The 23,129-nt window shown below is 72.1% G+C and carries 20 protein-coding genes; 9 read left to right on the forward strand and 11 right to left on the reverse strand.

What is annotated here, in order from left to right; translation table 11 throughout:
- Positions 1 to 2,421 (reverse strand): xanthine dehydrogenase molybdopterin binding subunit, encoded by a 2,421-nt coding sequence (gene xdhB / locus ACFV9J_RS23250; protein WP_385356798.1) that lies wholly within the window; start codon positions 2,419 to 2,421, stop codon positions 1 to 3.
- Positions 2,418 to 3,935 carry a xanthine dehydrogenase small subunit gene (locus ACFV9J_RS23255; RefSeq protein WP_385356799.1) on the reverse strand — a complete coding sequence of 506 codons (1,518 nt, stop codon included), beginning with the start codon at positions 3,933 to 3,935 and terminating at the stop codon, positions 2,418 to 2,420. Before ACFV9J_RS23255 ends, xdhB begins: the two co-directional genes overlap by 4 nt.
- 554 nt (positions 3,936 to 4,489) lie before the next feature.
- On the opposite strand from ACFV9J_RS23255, the gene ACFV9J_RS23260 reads away from it, so the two are divergent.
- The gene (locus ACFV9J_RS23260; RefSeq protein ID WP_385356800.1) at positions 4,490 to 7,738 is read left to right on the forward strand and encodes a tetratricopeptide repeat protein; all 3,249 of its coding nucleotides are present in this window, start codon (positions 4,490 to 4,492) and stop codon (positions 7,736 to 7,738) included.
- 37 nt (positions 7,739 to 7,775) lie between these two features.
- Here the strand turns inward: ACFV9J_RS23260 and ACFV9J_RS23265 are convergent, their stop codons facing one another.
- Both ACFV9J_RS23265 and mca read right to left on the reverse strand, forming a co-directional pair.
- Positions 7,776 to 8,015, reverse strand: coding sequence for a hypothetical protein (locus ACFV9J_RS23265; protein WP_385356801.1), 240 nt, complete (start codon positions 8,013 to 8,015; stop codon positions 7,776 to 7,778).
- Positions 8,008 to 8,868: a mycothiol conjugate amidase Mca gene (gene mca / locus ACFV9J_RS23270; RefSeq protein WP_385356866.1), complete on the reverse strand. Its 861-nt coding sequence runs from the start codon at positions 8,866 to 8,868 to the stop codon at positions 8,008 to 8,010. Before mca ends, ACFV9J_RS23265 begins: the two co-directional genes overlap by 8 nt.
- Positions 8,869 to 9,019: 151 nt before the next feature.
- Here mca and ACFV9J_RS23275 point away from each other — a divergent pair, with 151 nt between their 5' ends.
- From ACFV9J_RS23275 to ACFV9J_RS23285, 3 genes are all read left to right on the forward strand, one after another.
- Positions 9,020 to 9,418 (forward strand): DUF4307 domain-containing protein, encoded by a 399-nt coding sequence (locus tag ACFV9J_RS23275; RefSeq protein ID WP_003974010.1) that lies wholly within the window; start codon positions 9,020 to 9,022, stop codon positions 9,416 to 9,418.
- Between the two features lie 180 nt (positions 9,419 to 9,598).
- Positions 9,599 to 10,096, forward strand: coding sequence for a transcription elongation factor GreA (gene greA, locus ACFV9J_RS23280; protein ID WP_385356802.1), 498 nt, complete (start codon positions 9,599 to 9,601; stop codon positions 10,094 to 10,096).
- Positions 10,097 to 10,572: 476 nt separating this feature from the next.
- Positions 10,573 to 11,292 carry a hypothetical protein gene (locus ACFV9J_RS23285; protein WP_385356803.1) on the forward strand — a complete coding sequence of 240 codons (720 nt, stop codon included), beginning with the start codon at positions 10,573 to 10,575 and terminating at the stop codon, positions 11,290 to 11,292.
- Between the two features lie 54 nt (positions 11,293 to 11,346).
- Here the strand turns inward: ACFV9J_RS23285 and ACFV9J_RS23290 are convergent, their stop codons facing one another.
- From ACFV9J_RS23290 to ilvA, 3 genes are all read right to left on the reverse strand, one after another.
- Positions 11,347 to 12,204, reverse strand: coding sequence for an ABC transporter permease (locus ACFV9J_RS23290; RefSeq protein WP_385356804.1), 858 nt, complete (start codon positions 12,202 to 12,204; stop codon positions 11,347 to 11,349).
- Positions 12,201 to 13,208: an ATP-binding cassette domain-containing protein gene (locus tag ACFV9J_RS23295; protein ID WP_385356805.1), complete on the reverse strand. Its 1,008-nt coding sequence runs from the start codon at positions 13,206 to 13,208 to the stop codon at positions 12,201 to 12,203. The genes ACFV9J_RS23290 and ACFV9J_RS23295 overlap by 4 nt, the downstream gene beginning before the upstream one ends.
- A gap of 160 nt (positions 13,209 to 13,368) precedes the next feature.
- Positions 13,369 to 14,598: a threonine ammonia-lyase gene (ilvA, locus tag ACFV9J_RS23300; RefSeq protein WP_385356807.1), complete on the reverse strand. Its 1,230-nt coding sequence runs from the start codon at positions 14,596 to 14,598 to the stop codon at positions 13,369 to 13,371.
- 163 nt (positions 14,599 to 14,761) lie between these two features.
- On the opposite strand from ilvA, the gene ACFV9J_RS23305 reads away from it, so the two are divergent.
- The 3 genes from ACFV9J_RS23305 to ACFV9J_RS23315 all read left to right on the forward strand — a co-directional run bounded on the left by ACFV9J_RS23305 (position 14,762) and on the right by ACFV9J_RS23315 (position 16,250).
- Positions 14,762 to 15,268, forward strand: a complete 507-nt coding sequence (locus ACFV9J_RS23305; protein ID WP_037666375.1) for a MarR family winged helix-turn-helix transcriptional regulator — start codon at positions 14,762 to 14,764, stop codon at positions 15,266 to 15,268.
- A 171-nt stretch (positions 15,269 to 15,439) separates the two neighbouring features.
- Positions 15,440 to 15,946 carry a sigma factor-like helix-turn-helix DNA-binding protein gene (locus ACFV9J_RS23310; RefSeq protein WP_385356809.1) on the forward strand — a complete coding sequence of 169 codons (507 nt, stop codon included), beginning with the start codon at positions 15,440 to 15,442 and terminating at the stop codon, positions 15,944 to 15,946.
- Positions 15,947 to 15,992: 46 nt separating this feature from the next.
- Positions 15,993 to 16,250, forward strand: a complete 258-nt coding sequence (locus ACFV9J_RS23315; RefSeq protein ID WP_385356810.1) for a hypothetical protein — start codon at positions 15,993 to 15,995, stop codon at positions 16,248 to 16,250.
- A gap of 13 nt (positions 16,251 to 16,263) precedes the next feature.
- On the opposite strand, the gene ACFV9J_RS23320 is transcribed toward ACFV9J_RS23315, so the two are convergent.
- Positions 16,264 to 17,418, reverse strand: a complete 1,155-nt coding sequence (locus tag ACFV9J_RS23320; protein ID WP_385356811.1) for a cystathionine gamma-synthase — start codon at positions 17,416 to 17,418, stop codon at positions 16,264 to 16,266.
- 96 nt (positions 17,419 to 17,514) lie between these two features.
- On the opposite strand from ACFV9J_RS23320, the gene ACFV9J_RS23325 reads away from it, so the two are divergent.
- A complete protein-coding gene (locus ACFV9J_RS23325; RefSeq protein WP_385356812.1) occupies positions 17,515 to 18,633 on the forward strand; it encodes a hypothetical protein in 1,119 nt (372 codons plus the stop codon).
- A gap of 87 nt (positions 18,634 to 18,720) precedes the next feature.
- Here ACFV9J_RS23325 and msrA read toward each other — a convergent pair whose 3' ends face one another.
- The 3 genes from msrA to ACFV9J_RS23340 all read right to left on the reverse strand — a co-directional run bounded on the left by msrA (position 18,721) and on the right by ACFV9J_RS23340 (position 21,890).
- Complete coding sequence (gene msrA / locus ACFV9J_RS23330; protein WP_385356813.1) at positions 18,721 to 19,239, reverse strand: peptide-methionine (S)-S-oxide reductase MsrA; 519 nt, start codon at positions 19,237 to 19,239, stop codon at positions 18,721 to 18,723.
- A 517-nt stretch (positions 19,240 to 19,756) separates the two neighbouring features.
- Complete coding sequence (locus ACFV9J_RS23335) at positions 19,757 to 21,151, reverse strand: hypothetical protein (RefSeq protein WP_385356814.1); 1,395 nt, start codon at positions 21,149 to 21,151, stop codon at positions 19,757 to 19,759.
- A gap of 142 nt (positions 21,152 to 21,293) precedes the next feature.
- A complete protein-coding gene (locus tag ACFV9J_RS23340) occupies positions 21,294 to 21,890 on the reverse strand; it encodes a TetR/AcrR family transcriptional regulator (RefSeq protein WP_385356815.1) in 597 nt (198 codons plus the stop codon).
- A gap of 144 nt (positions 21,891 to 22,034) precedes the next feature.
- Here ACFV9J_RS23340 and ACFV9J_RS23345 point away from each other — a divergent pair, with 144 nt between their 5' ends.
- The gene (locus ACFV9J_RS23345; RefSeq protein WP_385356816.1) at positions 22,035 to 23,078 is read left to right on the forward strand and encodes an aldo/keto reductase; all 1,044 of its coding nucleotides are present in this window, start codon (positions 22,035 to 22,037) and stop codon (positions 23,076 to 23,078) included.
- The last annotated feature ends 51 nt before the right edge of the window (positions 23,079 to 23,129 follow it).

The following is a 23,129-nucleotide window of genomic DNA, read 5'->3' on the forward strand; positions in this document are numbered from 1 at the left end:
TCAGGCACCGCTCAGCACTTCCACGCCGGTGCGGACCGCGCCGTCGTCGGAGGCCGCCGCGCCGTGGGTGCGGCCGTCCCCGGCGGTGCCGCCCTGCCGGGCCGACTCGACCGCCCAGTACACCGCCTCCGGCGTGGCGGGCGAGGCCAGCTCGACGGCCGTCCCCCTCGGCCCGAACGCGGCGGCCGCCTGACGCAGCGCCTCGCGCACCGAGAACGCCAGCATCAGCGGGGGCTCGCCCACGGCCTTGGACCCGAACACCGCCCCCTCCTCCGTCGCGTTCTCCAGGAGGGTGACGTTGAACTCCTCGGGCATCTCCGAGAAGCTCGGCAGCTTGTAGGTGCTGGCGGCCTGGGTCAGCAGACGCCCGCGGTTCGGGCCGTCGCCGGTGTCCCAGCGCAGGTCCTCCAGGGTCAGCCAGCCCGCGCCCTGCACGAACCCGCCCTCGACCTGGCCGATGTCGATCAGCGGGGACAGGCTGTCGCCGACGTCGTGCACGATGTCCACCCGGCGGATGCGGTAGGCGCCGGTGAAGCCGTCCACCTCCACCTCGGTCGCGGCGGCGCCGATGGCGAAGTACTTGAACGGCGACCCCTGGAAGGCCTTGGCGTCCCAGTGCAGCCCCTCGGTCCGGTAGTAGCCGGCCGCCGAGAGCTGGACCCGCTGGAAGTACGCGGTGCGCACCAGGTCGTCCCAGGCCAGCTCCTGATCGCTGCCCAGGCTGCGTGCGACGCCCTCGACGATGCGCACGTCGGCGGCGTTGGAGCCCAGTTGGCTCGCGGCCACCCGCAGCAGCCGCTCGCGCAGTTGCTCGCAGGCGTTCTTCACCGCCCCGCCGTTCAGGTCGGCTCCGGAACTGGCCGCGGTGGCGGAGGTGTTGGGCACCTTGTCGGTCCGGGTCGGGGCGAGGCGCACCTTGTGCAGCGGGATGCCCAGCGTGGTCGCGGCCACCTGGAGCATCTTGGTGTGCAGGCCCTGGCCCATCTCGGTGCCGCCGTGGTTGATCAGGACGGAGCCGTCCTTGTAGATCAGCACCAGCGCGCCGCCCTGGTTGAAGGCGGTGAGGTTGAACGAGATGCCGAACTTCACGCCGGTGACCGCGAGGGCCCGCTTGGTGTGCGGGTGCGCGGCGTTGAAGGCGGCGATCTCGCGCTCGCGGTCGGCGATGTGGCCGTTGTCCTGGACCTGCTGCCAGACGGCGGCGATCCGCTCGGGCTGGGTGACGGGCTGACCGTACGGCGTCGTCTGGCCCTGGCCCGGCCGGTAGAAGTTGCGTTCCCGCAGCTCCTTGGCGTCCACGCCGAGCTGCGGCGCGCAGCGGCCCAGGATGTCCTCGATCACCAGCATGCCCTGCGGTCCGCCGAAGCCGCGGAAGGCGGTGTTGGAGACCGTGTTGGTCCTGGCGATCCGGCCCGCGACGCGGGCGTTGGGGATCCAGTAGGTGTTGTCGATGTGGCACAGCGCCCGGGCGAGCACCGGCTCGGACAGGTCCAGGCTCCAGCCGCCGTCCGCGGTGAGCGTGGCGTCGAGGGCCTGGATGCGGCCCTCGGCGTCGAAGCCGATCTTCCAGGTGGCGTGGAATCCGTGCCGCTTGCCGGACATGGTGAGGTCCTGGGTGCGGTTGAGCCGGAACCGCACCGGGCGGCCGGTCAGCTTGGCCCCGAGCGCGGCGACGGCCGCGAAGCCGTGCGGCTGCATCTCCTTGCCGCCGAAGCCGCCGCCCATCCGCAGGCACTGCACGGTCACCTCGTGGGCGGGCACCCCGAGCACGTGCGAGACGATCTCCTGGGTCTCGGACGGGTGCTGGGTGCTGCTCTGGATGAACACCTGCCCGTTCTCGTCGACCTGGGCCAGGGCCGCGTGCGTCTCCAGGTAGAAGTGCTCCTGGCCGGAGAACTGGAACTCGCCGGTGAACACGTGCGCGGAGTCGGCGAAGCCCGCGTCGGTGTCGCCGTGCGTCATGACGGGCCGGGCGCCGTGGTAGCTGTCCGCCGCGATGGCGTCCTGGAGCGTGATGACCGAGGGCAGTTCCTCGAGGTCCACCTCCACGGCCGCCGCGCCGATCCTGGCGGCCTCCAGCGTCTCGCCGAGCACCCAGGCGACCGCGTGGCCGTGGAACATGACCTCGTCGGGGAAGAGCGGCTCGTCGTGCTTCATGCCGGCGTCGTTGACACCGGGCACGTCGGCGCCGGTCAGCACCCGCACCACGCCCGGCACCGCGAGGGCGGCCCCGGTACGCAGTGCGGTGACGCGGCCGCGGGCCTTCATGACCTGGACCGGGTAGGCGTGCAGCACGTCCTTGGTGCGCTGGACCAGGTCGTCGGTGTACAGCGCGGCACCGGTGACGTGCTGGACGGCACTCTCGTGCGGCATGGAGACGCCGACGACCGGCTTCTCGGGACGCTCGGACAGGTGGCTCATGACGGCACCGCCTCGGTGGTCTGTGCGTACAGCTTCAGCAGGCTCTGGCCGAGCATCGCGGCCCGGTAGCCGGCGCTGGCCCGGTGGTCGCTCATCGGCGTGCCCTCGCCCCGCAGCACCTCGGCCGCGGCCTCGGCGGTCCCGGTGGTCCAGGGCCGGCCCTCCAGGGCGGCCTCGGTGGCGAGCGCGCGGACCGGGGTGGCGGCCACGCCGCCGAGCCCGATGCGGGCCTTGCGGACGGTGCCGTCCTCGACGTCGAGCGCGAAGGCGACCGCGACGCTGGAGATGTCGTCGAAGCGCCGCTTGGCGATCTTGTGGAAGGCCGTGACCGGAGACAGCGGCAGCGGCAGGCGCACGGCGCGGATCAGCTCGCCGGGACGGCGCACGCTCTGCCGGTAGCCGGTGAAGTAGTCGGCCAGCGGGACCTCGCGCTCCCCGTCGGCGTCGGCGAGCACCAGCGACGCCTCCAGCGCGAGCAGCACCGGCGGGCTGTCGCCGATGGGCGAGCCGGTGCCCAGGTTGCCGCCGAGGGTCGCGCCGTTGCGGATGAGCCGGGACGCGAACTGCGGGAACAGCTGCGCCAGCAGCGGGACGCTGCCGTCCAGGCGGCGTTCGATCTCGGTGAGCGTCAGCGCGGCCCCGATCTCGACGTGGTCGGACTCGACCCGCAGGCCGCGCAGTTCGGACAGCCGGTCGACGGCGATCACGCAATCCGCCCGCCGGGAGCGGATGTTGACCTCGACGCCCCAGTCGGTGCTGCCCGCGACCACCACCGCGTCGGGCCGCTCGCGCAGCAGCCGCAGGGTCTCGGCCAGGGTGCCGCGGCGCAGGAAGGCGCTGTCGTCCTGACGGTATTCGGTGGCGACCGGCGCGGGCGGGTCCTGCTCGCGGCGCCGGGCCAGCGGGTCCTCGTCGGTGGGCGTACCGACGGCGAAGGCGGCGTCGCGGATCGGCCGGTAGCCGGTGCAGCGGCACAGGTTGCCGCTGAGCGCGTGCAGGTCGAAGCCGTTCGGACCGTGCTCGGCGTCGCCGCCGTCGCCGCTGTCGCCGCCGTCGGCACCGGCACCGGCCGCACCGGCGGTCGCGTCCGGACCCCGGTCCGCGTGCGCGCAGCGGTCGGGGCGGTAGTACTCGGCCGCCATGCTGCAGACGAATCCCGGCGTGCAGTATCCGCACTGGGAGCCGCCGCGGACCGCCATCTCCTCCTGCACCGGGTGCAGGACGGGCGGCGTGCCGGGCGCCTCCACGGTGGCCAGGCCCTCGGAGGTGACGACCTCCTGGCCGTCGAGCGCCGCGACGGGGACCAGGCAGGCGTTGACCGGCACCCAGTCGGTGGGCTTGTTCACCCCGGGGCGGGCCACCAGGACCGAGCAGGCGCCGCACTCGCCCTCCGCGCAGCCCTCCTTGGTGCCGGTGAGGCCACGCTCGCGCAGGAAGTCCAGCACCGTGGTGTGCGGGGCGGCCGGCGCGATCGGTGCTTCTTTTCCGTTGACCGTGATCCGTGCCGTCACCATGACAGACCTTCAATTCGAATCGGGGCGGGTCGATTCGGGACAGGTGGATTCGGGACAGGTGGATTCGAGGCAGATGGATTCATCGTGTTCGCCAATTTCAGGCAGCTTTCTGTGTCCAAACGCGCCGCGGGAGACCAGCGAGCGCACATCGGCACGCGACAACGGCATGCCGTGAAGTGGTGAAAGTGAAAGAGAAAGCGGAACGGCGTGTCAGCAGCCGTGCGCGACCCGACCCGAAACCCACACGGTGCGGCGGGCGAGGCGACTCAGGTCGGAGTTGGTGTACATCTGCCGGTCGCCTCCTGTCGGTAGTCATGGGTCTGCTTCACTCGAAAATAAGTGGCCGCGGTCACCCGGGTCAAGAGCGGAATTCGTCGATTTTCCCGGCCGGCGCGGACCACCCCTCCCCAGGGTCTCCTCGTCGCAGCACACTTGACCGACGCACAACCGGGGAAGGACCCGGGGATGGGCCGGAGGGCCGCTGGGACGCCTGGGGCCACCGGGGCGCCCGGGGCGACCCGGCAGGACACCGATGCCGCCGGAGGGGGCGCGACATGCGGGACAGTCATCGGGTGGAGGCCGAAGGGCTGCTCAGGCGAGCCGTGGAGGAGGAGGTACGGCGCTCGGGCGGACGCACGGACGGGAACGTACTGCTCTCCCGGGCCCGCGCTGCGCTGGACGCGATGGCGGGCACGGCCGGCGAGGAGTACTCGGCCTACACCCACGCCCTCGACGAGGCGGCGGCGGGACAGCTCACCTTCCGCCAGCGCTACGCCCGTGAGGGCGCCGGCACGCCCCTGCTGGTGGCCGCCGTGGCGGCCGTCGCCGCGGTGGTGGCCGACGTGGCGCTGGGCACCGGCACCGGCACCGCGGTGGGCGCGGGCGTGACGGTCGGGGTCGTCGGCGCGGCGGCGACCGTGGTGAAGGTGGTCGGGGCCCATGTGCCGGCCGCCCACCACCGGGCCGGGGCGGTCAGCCAGCCCGGCGGGCCCGAGCAGCTGCGGCTGCAGTGGCTCACCGCGCTGGAGGTGCGCGGCATCCGGCCGTTCCTGGACCAGCAGCGGATGCTCGCCGCGTCCACCGGACCGGCCAAGACCGGGCCGAAGCTGCGGGGCGCCGACAAGAGCGCGGCCGCCCGGGGACGCAGCGCGCTGGAGCAGTCGTTCGGGCAACTGCCCGAGCCCGAGGGCGTGTTCGCGGGCCGGCGGCAGGAGATGGCGCGGCTGCGGCAGTGGGTGCAGGCGGCCCGCGCGAGCACGGAGACCAAGCCGACGGTGGTGGTGCTGCACGGGGCGCCCGGCAGCGGCCGTACGGCGCTGGCGGTCCGGGCCGTCCACGAGCTGCGGGACTACTTCCGCGGGGCCTGCCTGGTCGATCTGCGCGGGGCCGGGTCCGGGTCGGGCGGCGCCGGATCCGGCGGATCTGGATCGGCCGGCTCCGCGGACGGCGGGGAGTCGCCGCTGAGCACCCGGGACGCCCTGCTGCACCTGCTGAACCGGCTCGGGGCGCCGCGCGAGCAGTTGCTGTTCCGGGAGCGCTCCTCCGCGGACCATCAGGTCAAGCGGCTCAGCGAGCTGTACCACAAGCATCTGACGGGCGTCCCGGTCACCGTCGTCCTGGACGACGCCTCGGACCCCGAGCAGGTGCGCACGCTGGTGCCGGAGCGCTCGGACAGCCTGGTGCTGGTCACCGCGCGGGAGGCACTGCGGCTCCCGCCCGACCTGCCCGCGCGGGTGTACGACCTGCCCGTGGAGGCGCTGGACGCGGCGGGCGCCGAGGAGCTGCTGGGCGCCGCGGCCGAGGACGCCTCGGGGCCCTACGACGCCGAGTCGAGCGAGCTGATCCGGCAGTTGTGCGGCGGGCTGCCGCTGGCGCTGCGCATCGCCGGATCGTCGCTGGGCCCGCGCTCACCGCGCGCGCTGGCGACCGACCTGGGCGCCTACGGGCCGGTGGAGCCGGTCGAGCGGGCGCTGTGGCTGCGCTACACCGACCAGTCGGAACCGGCCCGCCGGCTGCTGCGCCGGCTGGCGCTGGCGGGGCGCACCTCGCTGGGCGCCGCGGCCGCGGCCGCGCTGCTGGCCACAAACGAGGCGGAGGCGACCCGACAGTTGACGGCGCTGTCGCGGGCGGGGCTGATCGACCACGTCCGGGGCAGCCGTTACCGTCTGCACGACGTGGTGCGTGTCTTCGCCCGCGCCCGGCTCGCCGACGAGGAGGAGCCCGCCGACCGGACGGCCGCGCAGGAACGGCTCATCGCCAACTACGCCGAGCTGGCCGACTCCGTGCTGCGCCTGGTCGACGGCAACATGTCGACCCGCTCCAACCAGTTCGGGCAGTACGGCTTCACGTCCCTGGACGAGGCGCTGCGCTGGCTGGACGACGAGTCGAGCTTCATCACGGCGGCCCTGCGGCACGCGGAGGGCGTCGACCAGGGCGCGGTGCTGAACCTGCTGGGCGCGCTGTGCGACTACTGCCTGCTGCGGGGCGACCTGTACCGGCTCGGTGAGATCAGCGAGCTGGCGCAGTCCGTGGACCAGGGGCTGCTGGTGCGCTCGGTGCAGTGGCGCACCGGCATCGCGGCCCGGCAGCTCGGCGAGCTGGACAAGGCGCGTACGACGCTGGCCTCCGTGGTCGACCTCTACCGGGACGCCCACCACGACGCCGGTGCGGCGCGGGCCCTGTGCTCGCTGGGGATCACGCTGCACCACCAGGGCAACCTGACCGACGCGGCGGCCAAGCTCCAGGAGGCGCTGGACCTCCAGGCCGTGCCGGAGCTGGCCACCGACCGGGCCTGGACGATGCACGCGCTGGCAGCGGTGCAGCGCGACCGGGCCAGGCTGGCCGAGGCCCTGGAGCTGCTCACCGAGTCGCTGGTGCTGCACCGCGCGGGCGAGTCGGTGCACGGCCAGGCGTGGGCCCACTTCCAGCTCGGCCAGCTCCACCTGCGCATGGGCGACGTCCCCGGGGCGGAGTCGGACCTGCGGGCGGCCCTGGAGCTGTACGGCCGCACCCAGGACGCCCGCGGCGAGGCCTGGGCGCTGACCCAACTGGCGCGGGCCCGGCTGGTGGACGGGGACGTGTCCGCGGCGGTGGAGGGGCTGCGACGGGCGGAGACCCGGCACCGGGAGAACGCGGACGCGCGCGGCAAGGCGTGGAGCATCTACTACCTGGGCCAGGCACTGGAGGAGACGGGCGCGCTCGACCAGTCGGTGCGCGCACTGGAACGCTCCCGCACGATGTTCTCCCGGATGCGGGACGTGTACGGCCTGGCCTGCGCCCGGCACCACTCGGCGCGGGTCACCCGCGACCAGCGGGCCGCCCAGACGGGATCCCTGCGCAACTCGGGCTTCGCCCGGCAGCTCCTGGTCGACGCGCGCGCCGACTTCCAGCGCATCGGCGTCGGGCACGGCGAGGCGTGGACGTGCCTGGAGCTGGCGGTCGTGGACGCGGGCAACGCCCGTACGCCGCAGGCGCTGGCCCTGTGCGACGAGGCCGCCGCCCTGTTCGCCGGGTACGGCGACCGGCGGGGCGAGGACTGGGCCCGCTTCCTGCGCTGCACGCTGCTGCCGTACGCCGCCCCGGGCGGGGTGGAGATCGGCACGGCGGTGGCGCAGGAGGAGCTGGCCCAGCTCTCCCGCGCCCGCCATCCCGCCCGCGACACCAAGCTGGACGACTACGTGGACGCCTACCAGCTCCTGCTGGAGCGCGGCGTACAGCTGGAGGCGGGCTGGCAGGCCTGGCGCCTGGGCATGGTCCCGGGCCGCCAGGCGCGGGAGGTGATGGGCGTGGCGGTCAAGGCCTGAGCCGGGCCCGCCCGCCCGTGCGGCGGCCGACCCGGGGTCAGCTCCGCTGAGGCTTCGCCTCACCGCCGCCGCCGGCGGCGTCCCGCTCCGCCGGCTCCTTGAAGTCCACCTTGCCCATGTGCCGGTTCATGGACTTCATCAGTCCCCACACCGCCAGGGCCATCACCGCGAACACGATGAACCCGAGGACACCGGGGGTGACCTTGTCCTCGTCCAGCTCGGCGAGGGTGACGAGGTGCGTCATTGCCAGGCTTGCGCTTGCACTCATGTCAGGCATTGTCCCGGATGCCCGCGAAGAGGTCGTCCTCGGGGAGGGAGGTTTCCACGAGGGACTTGGCCAGCTCGTACTCCTCGGTCGGCCAGACCTCCTTCTGGATCTCCATCGGCACCCGGAACCAGCCCCCCTCGGGGTCGATCTGCGTGGCGTGCGCGATCAGCGCCTTGTCGCGGATCTCGAAGAAGTCCGCGCAGGGCACGTGCGTGGTGAGGGTGCGCTCCTTGCGCTCGAACTCCGCCCAGCGCTTGAGCCAGTCCTCGTAGGGCGACTCCAGGCCGCGGTCCAGCAGCGCGTGGTGCAGCGCCTCGGTGCGGGGCCGGTTGAAGCCCTGGTTGTAGTAGACCTTCAGCGGCTGGTAAGCCGTTCCGTACTCGCCCTCCGGGTACTTCTCGGTGTCCGCCGCGCCCTCGAACGCCACCATCGTGATCTTGTGGGTCATGATGTGGTCGGGGTGCGGGTAGCCGCCGTTCTCGTCGTAGGTGGTGATCACCTGGGGGCGGAAGGAGCGGATCTTCCGCACCAGCTCGCCGGCCGCCTTGTCGACGTCCTCCAGGGCGAAGCAGCCCTCCGGCAGCGGCGGCAGCGGGTCGCCCTCGGGCAGGCCGGAGTCGACGAAGCCGAGCCACTCCTGCCCCACGCCCAGGATCTCCCGGGCCTCGTCCATCTCCTTCCTGCGCACCTCGTGGATGTTCTCCTCGATGTACGCGTCCCCCTGGAGCTTCGGGTTGAGGATGGAGCCGCGCTCCCCGCCCGTGCAGGTCACCACCAGCACGTCCACCCCCTCGGACACGTACTTCGCCATGGTGGCCGCGCCCTTGCTCGACTCGTCGTCGGGGTGGGCGTGAACGGCCATCAGTCGCAGCTGGTCAGTCAAGACTCAATCCTCGGTCAGTCGGCGCCCCGGCGTGCAGCGGCGCAATCGCAGGCTTCTATAGTGACCGAATCGGGAGCGGAATAATTCCGGGGCCCGAGAACCCGGACCCGCTCCCGCGGAGAGGACGATCATGAGTACGGCGAGCACGCGGACTCCTCAGGGCCGCTACGGCCGCTCCTCGGACGAGCAGGCCGACCGCACGCTCAAGATCGTCGGTGCCGTGCTCGGCGCGCTCCTGCTCGCACTGATCGGCTGGTTCGGCTACCACTACGTCGGTCAGAACAAGATCAGCGGCGAGCTGATCGGCTTCGAGCTCGCCGAGGACTCGGTGCAGGTGCACCTGGAGGTCCGCAAGGACGCCGGCGTCACCGGCTACTGCACCGTGCGCTCCCAGGCGGAGGACGGCGACGAGGTGGGCCGGGCCGACTTCCGCTTCGACGGGGACGACACCCGCATCGACAAGGTCGTCACGCTGCGGACCAAGGCCGCCGGGACGACGGCCGAGCTGCTCGGCTGCCATCCGGAGTGATGCGGCGAGCCCCACTGACGCCAATACCTGCCGCCTGACCTGCGGTGACAGGAATCTGGTGGCTTATGTCCTCCCCCTTTGGCCACTGAATTGTTAGGCTCGTGGTTTCGCCCTTCCGTGAAGGAACATCCTTCTGGGTAGGGCGTTGATTTGTATTCCCAGTACCAACGAGGAGCACCCGTGACCCAGACCAGCGAGAACGTCACCTGGCTGACCCAGGAGGCGTACAACAAGCTCAAGGAGGAGCTTGAATACCTTACTGGTCCTGCGCGCACCGAGATCTCTGCCAAGATCGCCGCGGCTCGTGAGGAGGGGGACCTGCGTGAGAACGGCGGGTACCACGCGGCGAAGGAGGAGCAGGGCAAGCAGGAGCTCCGCGTGCGCCAGCTGACCCAGCTGCTCGAGAGCGCCAAGGTGGGCGAGGCCCCGGCCGCCGACGGCGTCGTGGCGCCCGGCATGGTCGTCACGATCGCCTTCGACGGCGACGAGGACGACACGCTGACCTTCCTGCTCGCCTCGCGCGAGTACGCGAGCTCGGACATCGAGACGTACTCGCCGCAGTCCCCGCTCGGCTCGGGCGTCCTCGGCCACAAGGTCGGCGACGACGCCCAGTACGAGCTGCCCAACGGCAAGCCGGCCTCGGTGAGGATCCTCAAGGCCGAGCCGTACAGCGGCTGACGCGCCGCCCACCGCCCACCGCCGACGAGCCCCCGGTGTCCCCGTGACGCCGGGGGCTCGTCGGCGGGAGGCGGGAGCCGGGAGGCGGGAGGCGGGAGGCGTGGCCAAATCGCCCATGCGCCATCAAATTCCGCATCACCCGTCAGACCAGTAGAGTTGCTGCCTCGCTCGGCACCCACCGTCTTCTGCGTGGGTGGCGGGCACCGACACCGCGAGGGGGCTGCGTGTTTCGACCTGGCGAGGACGAGAAGCACCGAGCCGCTCCATCGGGGTCAGCACGCAGGGCGGCACCGCGACGAATCCGGGCCTGGGCGGCATCGCTCACCGGTGTCCACAAAGCGACCCTTGCAGCTCTCCTTGGATTACTTGTCTCCGTCACGTTGACGTTATGGGTCGACTTGGACCCGAAGGAGGCAGAAGACTCAGCGTGCGGCAGGGAAGCGGCTTGCAGCAGCGACGACCTCTTCGACGCGGAGGTGAGCCGTGCTCGCACGCGGCTCTTCACCGGCCGTCTCGATTACAGCAAGCCCTCCTCGCTCGATCTGACGGTCGGCAGGCCGTCCTACTTCCGAGCTGCTGTCTCGGGCACCTGGGTGGCGAAGAAGGGCAGGGAGAAGAGCACGGAGAAGGACACCGAGAGCGAGAAGGTGACCGTGGGCGGCCAGGTCACCGTCAGCCTCCACTGCTCCGGTGTCGCCACCTGCACGCCCATCTCCTCCAAGCGCCGACTCGTGACGGAGGACCGTCGGTTCACGGACGCACCGGCCTGGGTCTGGGAAGTGACGCCCAAGAAACCCGGCACGGTGTACTTCGCCCTCACCGTGACTTCCTACTACGGGAACACGACCACCGTCCTCTACGAGAAGCCGCCGATCACCGCCGACGCAAAGGCCAAGGAGGCCCCCAAGGAGGACGGCGCCTTCTCCTGGGCCGCCGACACCTACGGCTGGCTCAAGAAGATGGTCGAGGAACTGGCCTTCCTCGCGACCGCCCTTGCCGCCGTCCTGGGACTGTGGCTCGCGTGGAAGCAACGGCGCTCTCCCCAGCCCACCGGCGCGCATGTACCGCCGCAGGCGCAGGCGCAGGGCACCGAGCCCACCGAACCGACCCGGCCGGAACAGTCCCAGGCCTCCACCACCACGACGGCGCCACCCACCCCGACGGCCGGGAACAACCCACCGGGCGGGAGCCCGTAGGCAGCCCGTCCGCGTGGCCGCGCACCCTCGCGCCCTCGCGCCCCAAGTCCTCCGTCAGATGGACGCGGAGCGGTACTTGCGGACCGCCAGCGTCCGGAAGACCGCGATGATCAGGACGGACCAGATCAGCGAGGCCCAGACGGGGTGCTGCATGGGCCAGGCGTCGGACTGCACGACGCCGGGGTTGCCGAACAGCTCGCGGCATGCCTGCACGGTGGCGCTGAACGGGTTCCACTCGGCGATGTGCCGGAGCCAGGGCGTCATCTGGCTGGAGTCGACGAAGGCGTTCGAGACGAACGTCACCGGGAACAGCCAGATGATCCCGCCCGAGGTCGCCGCCTCCGGGGTGCGCACGGACAGACCGATCAGCGCCCCGATCCAGGTGAAGGCGTATCCCAGGAGGAGCAGCAGCGCGAATCCGGCCAGGATCTCGCCGGCGCTGGTCGGGTCGGCGGAGCCGGTGCGCCAGCCCACGATCAGCGCGACTATCGCGAGGACGAGCAGGGTGATGGCCGTCTGCACGAGGTCGGCCACGGTGCGGCCGGTGAGGACCGCGCCCCGGGCCATCGGCAGGGAGCGGAAGCGGTCGACGAGCCCCTTCTGCATGTCGTCGGCGATGCCCGCCGCCGATCCGGCGGTGGCGAAGGTGACGGTCTGGGCGAAGATGCCCGCCATCAGGAAGTCCTTGTAGACGTCCGCGTCGGTGGTGTTGCCGATCTTCAGCGAGCCACCGAAGACGTACGTGAAGAGGACCACGAACATCACCGGCTGGATGACCCCGAACAGGACCATCTCCGGGATCCGGGTCATCCGGATCAGGTTTCTGCGGGCGATGACCAGTGAGTCCCGGACGGACTGGCTCACGGGGTTGCCGGGCGCCGTGACCGGCGCCGTGTCGGTGGCGGCGCTCACTTGGCGGCCTCCTTCTCCTGCTCGTGGCCTGCGTCGTCCGCCAGGTTGTTCTCCTCGTCCTTCACCTCGGCCACGTGGCCGGTGAGGGAGAGGAAGACGTCGTCCAGGGTCGGGCGGCGCAGGCCGATGTCGTCGATCTCGATACCGCGGACGTCGAGTTCGCGGATGACCTCGGCGAGCAGCTTCGCGCCGCCGGTGACGGGGACGGTGAGCTTGCGGGTGTGCTCCTCGACGGTGGTCGAGCCCTTGCCGAATCCGGCGAGCACCTCGGCGGCCGTCGCCATGTGGTCGCGTTCGTGGACGACGACCTCGACGCGCTCTCCCCCGGTGCGGGCCTTGAGCTGGTCGGAGGTGCCACGGGCGATGACACGCCCGTGGTCGACGACCGCGATGTCGTGCGCGAGGTGGTCGGCCTCCTCCAGGTACTGCGTGGTCAGCAGCAGGGTCGTACCGCCGGCGACCAGCTGCTTGATGACCTCCCACAGCTCCTGCCGGTTGCGGGGGTCGAGGCCGGTCGTGGGTTCGTCCATGAACATGACGGGCGGGGAGACGACCAGGGCGGCCGCCAGGTCGAGCCGGCGGCGCATGCCTCCCGAGTAGGTCTTGGTGGGGCGGTCGGCGGCGTCCGAGAGGTGGAACTGGTCGAGCAGCTCGGCGGCCCGCGCCTTCGCCACCTTGCCCTTCATCTGGTAGAGCTGGCCGACCATCTGCAGGTTCTCCCGGCCGGTCAGGTATTCGTCGACCGCGGCGAACTGGCCGGAGAGGCCGATGGAGCGGCGTACCTCGTTGGGCTGCCTGAGGACGTCGATGCCCGCGACGACCGCCTTGCCGCTGTCGGGGCGCAGTAGCGTCGTGAGGCAGCGGACGGCGGTGGTCTTGCCCGCGCCGTTCGGTCCGAGCAGGCCCAGGACCGTGCCCTCGGGAACGTCGAGGTCGACGCCGTCGAGAGCCCTTACGTCACCGAAGGTCTTCACCAGGCCTTCGGCATAGATGGCGCCTGGCATATGAGTCTCCACGTCGTCGGGGATTCTTCGGAAAGCCTAGGTTTGTACGTTTCGCCGCGCTCAGCGAGCGATTTACGACACACCATAACGCGATGTATCGCGTCTCACAATGCAATTGCTCGAACGAGTGACGAAGTGACTGCCGGTGCCCCGCCCGGCCTCAGGCGATGACGGTGTATCCCGCTTCCCGCAGCGCCCGGCCGACCTCGGCGCAGTGCTCCGGGCCCTTCGTCTCCAGGTGCAGCTCGACCTCCGCCTCCGTGAGCCCGAGCCGCGGATGGGTTCGGACGTGGCTCACATCGAGGACGTTAGCGTCGACTACTGACAACACCCCGAGAAGCGTGGCCAGCGCCCCGGGCCGGTCCGTCAGCCGCAGCCGGACCGCCAGGTAGCGGCCCTGCGCGGCCATGCCGTGCCGCAGCACGCCCTGCATCAGCACCGGGTCCACGTTGCCGCCGGACAGGACCGCCACCACCGGCCCCTCGAAGGAGCCCGGCGCGCTCAGCAGCGCCGCCACCGGACTCGCGCCGGCCGGTTCCACGACCAGCTTGGCCCGCTCCAGACACAGCAGCAGAGCGGTGGACAGCTCGTCCTCGGAGACCGTGCGGACCTCGTCCACCAGCTCGCCGACGATCCCGAACGGCACGTCGCCGGGCCGCCCCACCTTGATCCCGTCGGCCATCGTCGCCGGGTTCTCGACGGCGACCGGGCGCCCGGCGGCCAGCGAGGGCGGGTAGGCGGCCGCACCCTGGGCCTGCACGCCGACGATCCGCACGTCCGGCCGCAGCGCCTTCACCGCGACCGCGATGCCGGCCGCCAGCCCGCCCCCGCCGATGCCGACCACGACGGTCCGTACCTCGGGGCACTGCTCCAGGATCTCCAGCCCGACCGTGCCCTGGCCCGCGATGACGTCGGGGTGGTCGAAGGGGTGGATGAAGACCGCGCCGGTCCGCTCCGCGTACTCCTGCGCGGCGGCCAGCGTCTCGTCCACCACCTGGCCGTGCAGCCGCACCTCGGCGCCGTAGTCCCGGGTCGCGCTGATCTTCGGCAGCGGCGCCCCCTGCGGCATGAACACCGTCGAGCGCACACCGAGCAGCGACGAGGCCAGCGCGACGCCCTGCGCGTGGTTGCCCGCGCTCGCCGCGACCACGCCCGCGGCCCGCTGCTCGGGCAGCAGCCCGGCGATCCGCACGTAGGCGCCGCGCAGCTTGAACGAGCCCGTCCGCTGGAGGTTCTCGCACTTGAAGTGCACCGGGGAGCCGACCAGCTGGGACAGGTGCCTGCTGCCCTCCATCGCCGTCACCCGCGCCACGCCCGAGAGCATCTTCTGGGCTCCGCGCACGTCGTCGAGGGTGACGGGAGCGACGCGGGACGCTGTGCTGTAGCTCATAGCCTCCAGCATCGCAGTTCACGGGCGCCGTGCGCCGTTGTGACCAACCTCCGAGACCCGCTTTGCCCAGCGCCGGTACGCCTTGCCGCCGGGCCGCGTACCCTGTCCCCCAATTAGCAGCCCTCCACGAAGTGAGCCCCCGGCCATGCCCACAACACCTGAAATGTCGATGGACATGACGACCGCCGGTGACACCGGTCTTCTCGAGACGCTCCAGCACGAGGTCGCGCTCTTCGCCCGACGTGCCGAACAGACCCGGCTCGGCGGGGTCGGACAGGTGCGCAACTCCATGGACCGCGCCGCCTACCTGCTGCTCAACCGCCTCGACAAGGAAGGCCCGATGGGCGTGAAGGCGCTCGCCGCGAGCATGGGGATCGACTCCTCGACGGTCACCCGCCAGGTGGCCCCGCTCGTCGACACCGGACTCGTCAAGCGGACCTCGCACCCCGAGGACGGACGCGCGGTGGTCCTCCAGCTGTCACCGCGCGGCGTGGCGCGGCTGGAGGAGGTCCGCTCCTCCCGGCGTCAGCTCATGGCCGAGCTGACCCACGACTGGGCGCCGCAGGAGCGCGAGACGTTCTGCGCGCTCCTCGCGCGCTTCAACGGCGCCCTGTCCGCCCGTATGGCCCCGTCCGGCGTGTCGCCCACGGACGCCCCCTCGGGCTCCTGAACGACCCTTCCCGTCCTTTCCGGAGCTTCTCAAGCCTTCCCGAGCCTTCCTGAGCCGTTTGATCCCTCCCGAGCTTTCCGGAACGGGGTTCGCACCGAACCCTTGACCGGCGGCCCGCCCCTGGCCTGATATGAGACCTCAGGGGTCGTCGCCGTCTGGGCGGGAGGCGCGGTGCGAGAACGGCAAGCGTCCCGAAACGCCCGCCGGGCCCGCGAGTTCGAGACGTTCGTCGCGGGCGCGGCCGGGCGGCTTCTGCACGCCGCCACACTGCTCACCGCCGAGGCCCCGGACGCCAACCCGCGCGCGCGGCGCCTGCTCGCCCTGAGCCTGGCCCACACGTACGCGGACTGGGACCGCCTGCACGGGGAGGACCCGTACGACCGCGCCCGCCAGCACCTGGCCACGCGCTTCGCCCGTGAGGCCTGGCACCGGTACGGCGCTCTCGGCCGGACCCGCCGGCACCCCGCGGGCCCCCTGGGCGGGCTCGCCCCGCAGGAACGCCTGCTCCTGGTGCTGAGGCTGTACGAGGGAGTCGCCGAGGAACAGACGGCCGCGCTGCTGGGCCTGCCCGTGGAGCGGGTACGGACGATCTGCGACCGGGCGACCGCCGCTCTGCTGCGCCCGCCGCCGGCACCCGCCCGCCCGGTGACGGCGGACGCGAAGGCGGCGACGCCATGACGGACACGGCGACCGGCACGCGCGCGTGGCGCCCGGGGAGGTGCCGGTGAACCGTCCCCGGCGCGAGGCCGCCGCACGGCAGATCATGGAGCAGTCGCCCCCGCGCGTGCCGCCCGACCTCTACGCGGAGGCCGTCCGCCGAGGCGGCCGCATGCTGCGCCGCAGGACCGCCGCCCGCCGCCTGATGTGGCTGCTGCTGGGCGCCGCGGCCGTGGCGTTCGCGGTGTGGGCGCTGACCGTGCAGCCCTGGGTGGAGCCGCCCTCGGAGACGACCCCACCCGTGACCGGCTGGGAGGGCTGGTGAGCCCTCCCAGGCCCTAGCCCAGCGCCTGCTGGAGGTCGGCCAGCAGGTCGTCGGCGTTCTCGATGCCGACCGACAGCCGCACCAGGTCGGCGGGCACCTCCAGGGCGGAGCCCGCCGCGGAGGCGTGCGTCATCCGGCCCGGGTGCTCGATCAGCGACTCGACGCCGCCGAGGGACTCGCCGAGCGTGAAGACCTTCGCGCGGTCGCACACCTCGACGGCGGCCTGCTCGCCGCCCTCGACGCGGAACGACACCATGCCGCCGAACGCCTTCATCTGCTTGGCGGCGACCTCGTGCCCCGGGTGCTCGGGCAGCCCCGGGTAGAGCACGCTCGTCACGCGCGCGTGCCGGGAGAGCATGTCGGCGACCTTGGTCGCGTTCTCGCTGTGCCGGTCCATGCGCACGGCGAGGGTCTTGGTGCCGCGCAGCACCAGCCAGGAGTCGAAGGGTCCGGCGACCGCGCCCATCGCGTTCTGGTGGAAGGCCAGCTCCTCGCCCAGCTCCGGGTCGTCGACGATCAGCGCGCCGCCCACGACGTCCGAGTGCCCGCCCATGTACTTGGTCAGCGAGTGCACGACGATGTCGGCGCCCAGCGCCAGCGGCTGCTGGAGGTACGGGGTGGCGAAGGTGTTGTCGACGACGAGCCGGGCGCCGGCGTCCCGGGCGACCTGGGCGACCTGCGCGATGTCGGTGATGCCGAGCAGCGGGTTGGAGGGCGTCTCCACCCACACCGCCTTGGTCTTCGGGGTGAGGGCGGCCCGCACGGCGGCGGCGTCGCCGGTGTCGGCCACCGACCACTCCACGCCCCACCGGGTGGCGACCTTGGCGAAGAGGCGGAAGGTGCCGCCGTACGCGTCGTTCGGGATCACCACGTGGTCGCCGGGGCGCAGCAGCGTACGCAACAGGCAGTCCTCGGCCGCCAGTCCGGACGCGAACGCGAGGCCGCGACGGCCGCCCTCCAGGGCGGCGAGGTTCTCCTCCAGCGCCGTGCGGGTCGGGTTGGCGCTGCGGCTGTACTCGTAGCCGCCCCGCAACCCGCCGACGCCGTCCTGCTTGTAGGTCGACACCTGATAGATCGGCGGGACGACCGCGCCCGTCAGGGGATCGGCGGTGTTGCCCGCGTGGATCGCGAGCGTCTCGAAGTGCTGACTGATGTGCCTGTCGCTCATGGGCACCGAGGGTAGCCGTGCGGAACGCTTCGCGCGTTTTCCACAGGGCGGGGGACGGGTTGGCCAATTGTCGGCGGCGTCTGGTTCGCTTGAGACATGGAGATTCTCTGGGTCCTGATGGCACTGGTCATGCTCGGCTTCGTGCTGCTCCAAGTCTCGCGGCGCCGGCGCGGCGCGGTCGGCCTGGTCGAGCCCGGCCACCCGGACGCCGCCGACCCCGCGAACTACGGCTTCGCCCGCGAGGAGGAGCTGGACATCCGGATGCCGGGCCCCGACCAGGACCTGCTCGACGTCCTGGACCTGGTGCAGCGCACCCAGGACTACCGGGGGGCGATGCAGCTCCTCGCCGGCACGGAGGCGGAGGGTGAGCGGCGCTGGCAGCGGGTGCAGGCCTTCGCGGGTGCCGCGTCGCTGGAGCTGCGGCAGCGGCCCGGCGGTGTCGGGGAGACGCCGGGCGGGCAGTGGCTGCGGGTGTGGCGGGCCGAGGCGCCCAAGGACGCGGGCGGCGCGGCGGTGCACGCCGAGTTTTTGGTGCAGCAGGCGTGGCGGACGTCGACGCCGGGCTCGGACGACTTCCGGATCATCATGGAGGAGGCGAAGGCGGCCTGCGGCGAGGCGGCCCTCCTCGCGCCCGGGGACCCGATCCCGTACATCGTCGAGCTGTCGGTGGCCCGTGGTCTGGGCTACTCGCGCGAGGAGTTCGAGCAGCTCTGGCTGAAGATCCTGGACCGCGCTCCCAACCACATGGGCGCGCACCTGGCCGCCCTGCAGTACTGGTGCGAGAAGTGGCACGGTTCGCGCGAGCTGGCGTACTCCTTCGCGGAGGCGGCGGCCGCACGGGCCCCGCGGGGCTCGCTTCTGGCGGCGATGCCGCTCTTCGCGGTCTTCGAGCACCTGCCCGAGGTCAATCTGGTCAGCGGCTTCTACCAGAGCGAGGTCGTCACCAAGGCCGTCCACGGCGCCCTGCACGCGGTCCACTCGGCCCGCCCGGACGACCCCATGCAGGCGCACGTCCGCCACCTTCTGGTGTTCTTCCTGGTCCGCGGCGAGCGCTGGGCCGAGGCCATGAACCAGTTGACGGTGATAGACGGCCACGTGGGCGCCCTGCCCTGGACGCTGTCCACCGACCCGGCGGCGGAGTTCGCGGTGTACCGCGCGCTCGCGGTGGCGGGGTACGAGGCGAACGGCGGCAGCCCGGCCACGCTGCCGCACTGAGCACCGGGCACGCTCACAGGAACGCGGCCCCGCCGTCACCGGCCGGACCGCGTCCCGCTGAGTCTCGTCCCGCTGAGCCTCGGACGCTCAGCCCTCGCTGCCGCTGCGGGCGGGCAGTCGCCACCCCGGGCGCGGGAAGTGGCAGGTGTACCCGTCCGGGTAACGCTGCAGGTAGTCCTGGTGCTCCGGCTCGGCCTCCCAGAAGGGGCCGACCGGCTCCACCTCGGTGACGACCTTGCCGGGCCACAGTCCGGAGGCGTCCACGTCCGCGATCGTGTCCTCGGCGACCCGCTTCTGCTCGTCGTCCACGTAGTAGATCGCCGAGCGGTAGCTGAGGCCGATGTCGTTGCCCTGGCGGTTCTTGGTGCTCGGGTCGTGGATCTGGAAGAAGAACTCCAGGAGCGCGCGGTAGTCGGTCGCCTCGGGGTCGAAGAGGATCTCGATGGCCTCCGCGTGCGTGCCGTGATTGCGGTACGTCGCGTTCGGGACGTCACCCCCGGTGTATCCGACCCGGGTCGCGGTCACGCCCGGAAGCCGACGGATCAGCTCCTCCATGCCCCAGAAGCACCCGCCCGCCAGCACGGCCCTCTGCGTCTGCGCAGCCATCGCGGCCCTCCAAAATTCTCTCGACCCGGTCGTTCGGAGCGCTCGGCCCGCACGTCACCGGCCTCCGTCTCCACCCTGTGTGCAACACACCGGGCTCCCCAACGATTCCATGCCCGGCCTTCCGCCCGACCAGGGCAGCGGGTGCGTGACCGCCTCGGACGGGCGTATCGGTTCCGCCTCACCCGTTCGGGCGGTGCGTCGACGCGTGTGCCGGACAGCCTGATGCGTGGGACCAGAATCGCGCCCATGGGAGTAGCAATGACCACCTCCGCCGCCGGGCAACCGCTCATCCCCCAGCCGCGGACCAGTCCCGGTAGGGATCGGATCTGGCGCCCCTGCAGCGGTTCATCGCCCAGATGACGGCGCTGGGGCGCTGGGCGGTCGAACACGGCGACGAACTCCTCAAGGCCCAGGAGAGCGGCACCGGAAGTCTTTGAGCGAGGCGTGACGGGAGTCAAGCCGTCGTTCCCGGGGATGACTTGGCGCTGCTGCGGACGGGCCGCCGCGGCGGTACGGCTCAGCGGGGTACGCCCGCCGCGTCCAGGTACCGGTGCATGGCTTCCGCGGGCAGGCTCGCGTTGGTCAGCGCGTGGGAGGAGAGTTCCGGGTCCTCGCAGCTGCGCAGGATGAGTGCGACCGGCAGCGCGGGGTGCGCGGCCGCCATGGCACGTACACGCCCGTCGGAGTCGGCGAGCAGGCGGGTCACGATGTCCACGGGCGCTTCGGGGTCGAGCCCCACCAGCACTCGCCTCTCCGGACGGGGGTCGTCGGCGAAGCGCTCACCGTTGCCCGCAGTCGGGAAGTTCGGGTGGCGCAGCAGCGCGCCCTTGGTGATGACCTCGCAGTCCAGGTACGTCTGCAGCACCACTTCGCCGTCGACGGTCGGCTGGTTCTCGCACAGCAGGAGCCGCACGGCGTAGTCGTCGTCCTCTGCGAGGAGGGCGACGGCGTCGGCGGGGAGGTGCGGGCTGAGGGCGGCGCTGCGCCGTAGCAGGCTGTTGGCCGACTTGGCGCACTGCCGCAGGGCGTCCGGGTCGTCGCAGAGGCGGACCCACTCGACGGGCTGGAGGCGGTCGGACGGCTTGATGGTGACGTCGACGGCGAGGCGTTCGCTCTCCGTCAGCTCCGGCCGTACCGACACCGCCAGCCGGACGCTGTGCACCTCGTCGTCCTTCAGGGTTCGGACGATGTCGACGGGGACGGCGAGGTTCGCCGCCAGTTCGCACCGGTCGGCCTCTTCACCGCTGGTCGCGAGGCGTTCGGCGGTCGTGGTCGTCATCCCACCGCGGCGGATCACCTCGTGCCGGTCGAAGGAACCCAACTCGGTGGCGAGGAGGAGGTCCGTCCAGTGCGCGTCGTCGCGGCAGGCCCTCATCATCGCCGCCTTGCGGACTCCGTCGTCGGCGTCCCGGAGCAGTCGCTGACGGGCGTCCTCGGAGAGCAGGGACCACTGGCCGCAGGCCGCTCGCCGAAGGCCGGCTTCCTGATGACCGGCGAGTCCGGCGACCAGGTCGGGGTCCGTGTGACGGCAGAACGCCGCGCCCTCGCGGACCACGGGGTCCGGATCGGCGAGCAGGCGACGCTGGACGGACCGGGGCAGGGGTGGCGCGGGGACCCGGAACCAGTCCGGTCCGTAGGCCAGTTCCCGGCGGACGCGTGCGTCGGGGTCGTCCACCAGCCTGGCGCGTTGCTCCGCCGCCACCGCGACGTTCGCCGTGAACGCGCCCCGCACCCTGCGGTCGGGGTGCGCGAGGACGGCGTCGATCACCTGGTCCGGCAGGGCACGCCAGGCGACGATGTCCCAGGCCGCGGCGGCTTCCGTGCTCAGCAGCCTGATCAGGATCTCGGCCGGTGCCGCCGGGTTGTAGGCGATCGCGGTGAGAGTCTCTCGCGTACGGCAGTCCCGGTCCATGGTCCCCCCCCTGTCGGCCGGCGAACGTCGCCGGCCACCGGATTGTGCGCGCGGGGCCGGTACGGGGTCAACGCCGGAGATCATGACGGGCCGGGTGCGGGCCGGGCCCGTCGTACGCGGCCGGCCGGGTCGTCCCGCCCCGTCAGTCCCGTCGGCGCAACCCCGCGACCAGCACCCCCACCAATTGCCGCGCGTCGTAACTCGGGTTGGGGGTCTCCGCGCCGATGCAGAGGTTGCCGACACCGCGCATGAGCGCCAGGGGCGGTACGTCGGTGGCGATCTCGCCGGAGTCGGTGGCGGCGGCGAGGAGGTCGGTGCAGACGGGGACGAGGCGGTCGAGGAAGTACGCGTGGAGGGTCTCGAAGCCCGCGCTGTCGGACTGGAGGACCGCGGCGAGGCCGTGCTTGGTGACCAGGAAGTCGACGAACAGGTCGATCCAGCCGGCGAGCGCGGCGTACGGGGTCGGGCTGCTCGCCAGCAGGGCGGGACCGGCCTCGGCACAGGCCTCCACCTGGTGCCGGTAGACGCCGATGATGAGGTCCGCCCGGGTCGGGAAGTGACGGTAGATCGTGGCCGTGCCGACCCCGGCCTCGGCCGCGATGTCGCGCACGGGGGCCTCCACTCCCGATCTGACGAACACCGCGGCGGCCGCGTCGAGCAGGGTCTTCTCGTTGCGCCGGGCGTCCGCGCGCTTGGGCCGGGAGGCCGCCTGTCCCGTCGCCGCTTCGCCGTCCTTCACCGTGCCGTTCCCTTCACCGATTGATAAACGGGACACCGTTCCGTATTGTTGGCCGAGTAAACGGGACGGCGTTCCGCTTGGTGTCCTCATGATGCCAGAGCACCGAGCCCGCCACCAAGTCATGCCCCCAACGGAGGAACCGTCATGCAGTACCGCACCTTGGGCCGCACCGGTGTGCAGGTCAGCTCGCTGGCGCTCGGCGCCATGAACTTCGGCAGCATCGGGCGTACCACCCAGGACGAGGCCACCGCCATCGTCGACGCCGCCGTGGAGGGCGGGATCAACCTCATCGACACCGCCGACATGTACGGCCGCGGCGAGTCGGAGGAGATGGTCGGCAAGGCGATCGCCGGGCGTCGCGACGACATCGTGCTGGCCACGAAGGCGTACATGCCGATGAGTGACGAGCCCAACCACCAGGGTGCCTCGCGCCGCTGGCTGGTCACCGAGCTGGACAACAGCCTGCGCCGGCTCGGCGTCGACCACGTGGATCTCTACCAGATCCACCGGTGGGACCCGAACACGAGCGACGAGGAGACGCTGTCCGCGCTCACCGATCTGCAGCGCGCCGGGAAGATCCGGTACTTCGGGTCCTCCACCTTCCCGGCCTACCGCATCGTCGAGGCCCAGTGGGCCGCCCGCGAGCACCGGCTGAGCCGCTACGTCACCGAGCAGCCCAGCTACTCCCTCCTGCAGCGCGGGGTCGAGAGCCACGTGCTGCCGGTGACCGAGCAGTACGGGCTCGGCGTGTTGGTGTGGAGCCCGCTGGCCTCGGGATGGCTGTCGGGGGCGGTGCGCGCGGGGCGGGAGGTCGACACGCACCGGTCCGTGATCCTTCCCGAGCGCTTCGACACCGCGCTGCCCGCCAACCGCGCCCGGCTCGACGCCGTCGAGAAGCTGGCCGCGGTCGCCGACGAGGCCGGGCTCACCCTGATCCAGCTCGCGCTCGGCTTCGTCACCGCGCACCCCGCCGTCACCGCCGCGCTCGTCGGGCCCCGCACCCTGGACCACCTCCACTCCCAGCTCGCCGCCGCCGGCACGGTGCTCTCCGACGACGTCCTCGACGCGGTCGACGCCGTCGTCGCGCCGGGGACCGACCTCGCCGCGCACGAGAAGTTCGACGCCACGCCCGCGCTGCTCGACCCGGCGCTGCGCCGTCGGCGCCGGCGCCACCCGGCGGCCGGCTGAACGGCGGACGCCGTGGGGCGGGCTCCGTGGGGCGGGCTCCGTGGGGCGGGC

The sequence above is a fragment of the Streptomyces sp. NPDC059906 genome (assembly GCF_042730645.1).
Taxonomy (GTDB): Bacteria; Actinomycetota; Actinomycetes; order Streptomycetales; family Streptomycetaceae; genus Streptomyces; species Streptomyces rubrogriseus.

What these genes read in the sequence shown, in the direction of transcription:
- ACFV9J_RS23335 (WP_385356814.1), bottom strand. Translation starts at nt 21,151, where the DNA reads ATGGACCGGGACTGCCGTACGCGAGAGACTCTCACCGCGATCGCCTAC.
- ilvA (WP_385356807.1), bottom strand. Translation starts at nt 14,598, where the DNA reads ATGAGCTACAGCACAGCGTCCCGCGTCGCTCCCGTCACCCTCGACGAC.
- msrA (WP_385356813.1), bottom strand. Translation starts at nt 19,239, where the DNA reads ATGGCTGCGCAGACGCAGAGGGCCGTGCTGGCGGGCGGGTGCTTCTGG.
- ACFV9J_RS23320 (WP_385356811.1), bottom strand. Translation starts at nt 17,418, where the DNA reads ATGAGCGACAGGCACATCAGTCAGCACTTCGAGACGCTCGCGATCCAC.
- ACFV9J_RS23345 (WP_385356816.1), top strand. Translation starts at nt 22,035, where the DNA reads ATGCAGTACCGCACCTTGGGCCGCACCGGTGTGCAGGTCAGCTCGCTG.
- ACFV9J_RS23295 (WP_385356805.1), bottom strand. Translation starts at nt 13,208, where the DNA reads ATGCCAGGCGCCATCTATGCCGAAGGCCTGGTGAAGACCTTCGGTGAC.
- xdhB (WP_385356798.1), bottom strand. Translation starts at nt 2,421, where the DNA reads ATGAGCCACCTGTCCGAGCGTCCCGAGAAGCCGGTCGTCGGCGTCTCC.
- ACFV9J_RS23325 (WP_385356812.1), top strand. Translation starts at nt 17,515, where the DNA reads ATGGAGATTCTCTGGGTCCTGATGGCACTGGTCATGCTCGGCTTCGTG.
- mca (WP_385356866.1), bottom strand. Translation starts at nt 8,868, where the DNA reads ATGGCCGTTCACGCCCACCCCGACGACGAGTCGAGCAAGGGCGCGGCC.
- ACFV9J_RS23260 (WP_385356800.1), top strand. Translation starts at nt 4,490, where the DNA reads ATGCGGGACAGTCATCGGGTGGAGGCCGAAGGGCTGCTCAGGCGAGCC.
- ACFV9J_RS23255 (WP_385356799.1), bottom strand. Translation starts at nt 3,935, where the DNA reads ATGGTGACGGCACGGATCACGGTCAACGGAAAAGAAGCACCGATCGCG.
- ACFV9J_RS23305 (WP_037666375.1), top strand. Translation starts at nt 14,762, where the DNA reads ATGTCGATGGACATGACGACCGCCGGTGACACCGGTCTTCTCGAGACG.
- ACFV9J_RS23275 (WP_003974010.1), top strand. Translation starts at nt 9,020, where the DNA reads ATGAGTACGGCGAGCACGCGGACTCCTCAGGGCCGCTACGGCCGCTCC.
- ACFV9J_RS23265 (WP_385356801.1), bottom strand. Translation starts at nt 8,015, where the DNA reads ATGCCTGACATGAGTGCAAGCGCAAGCCTGGCAATGACGCACCTCGTC.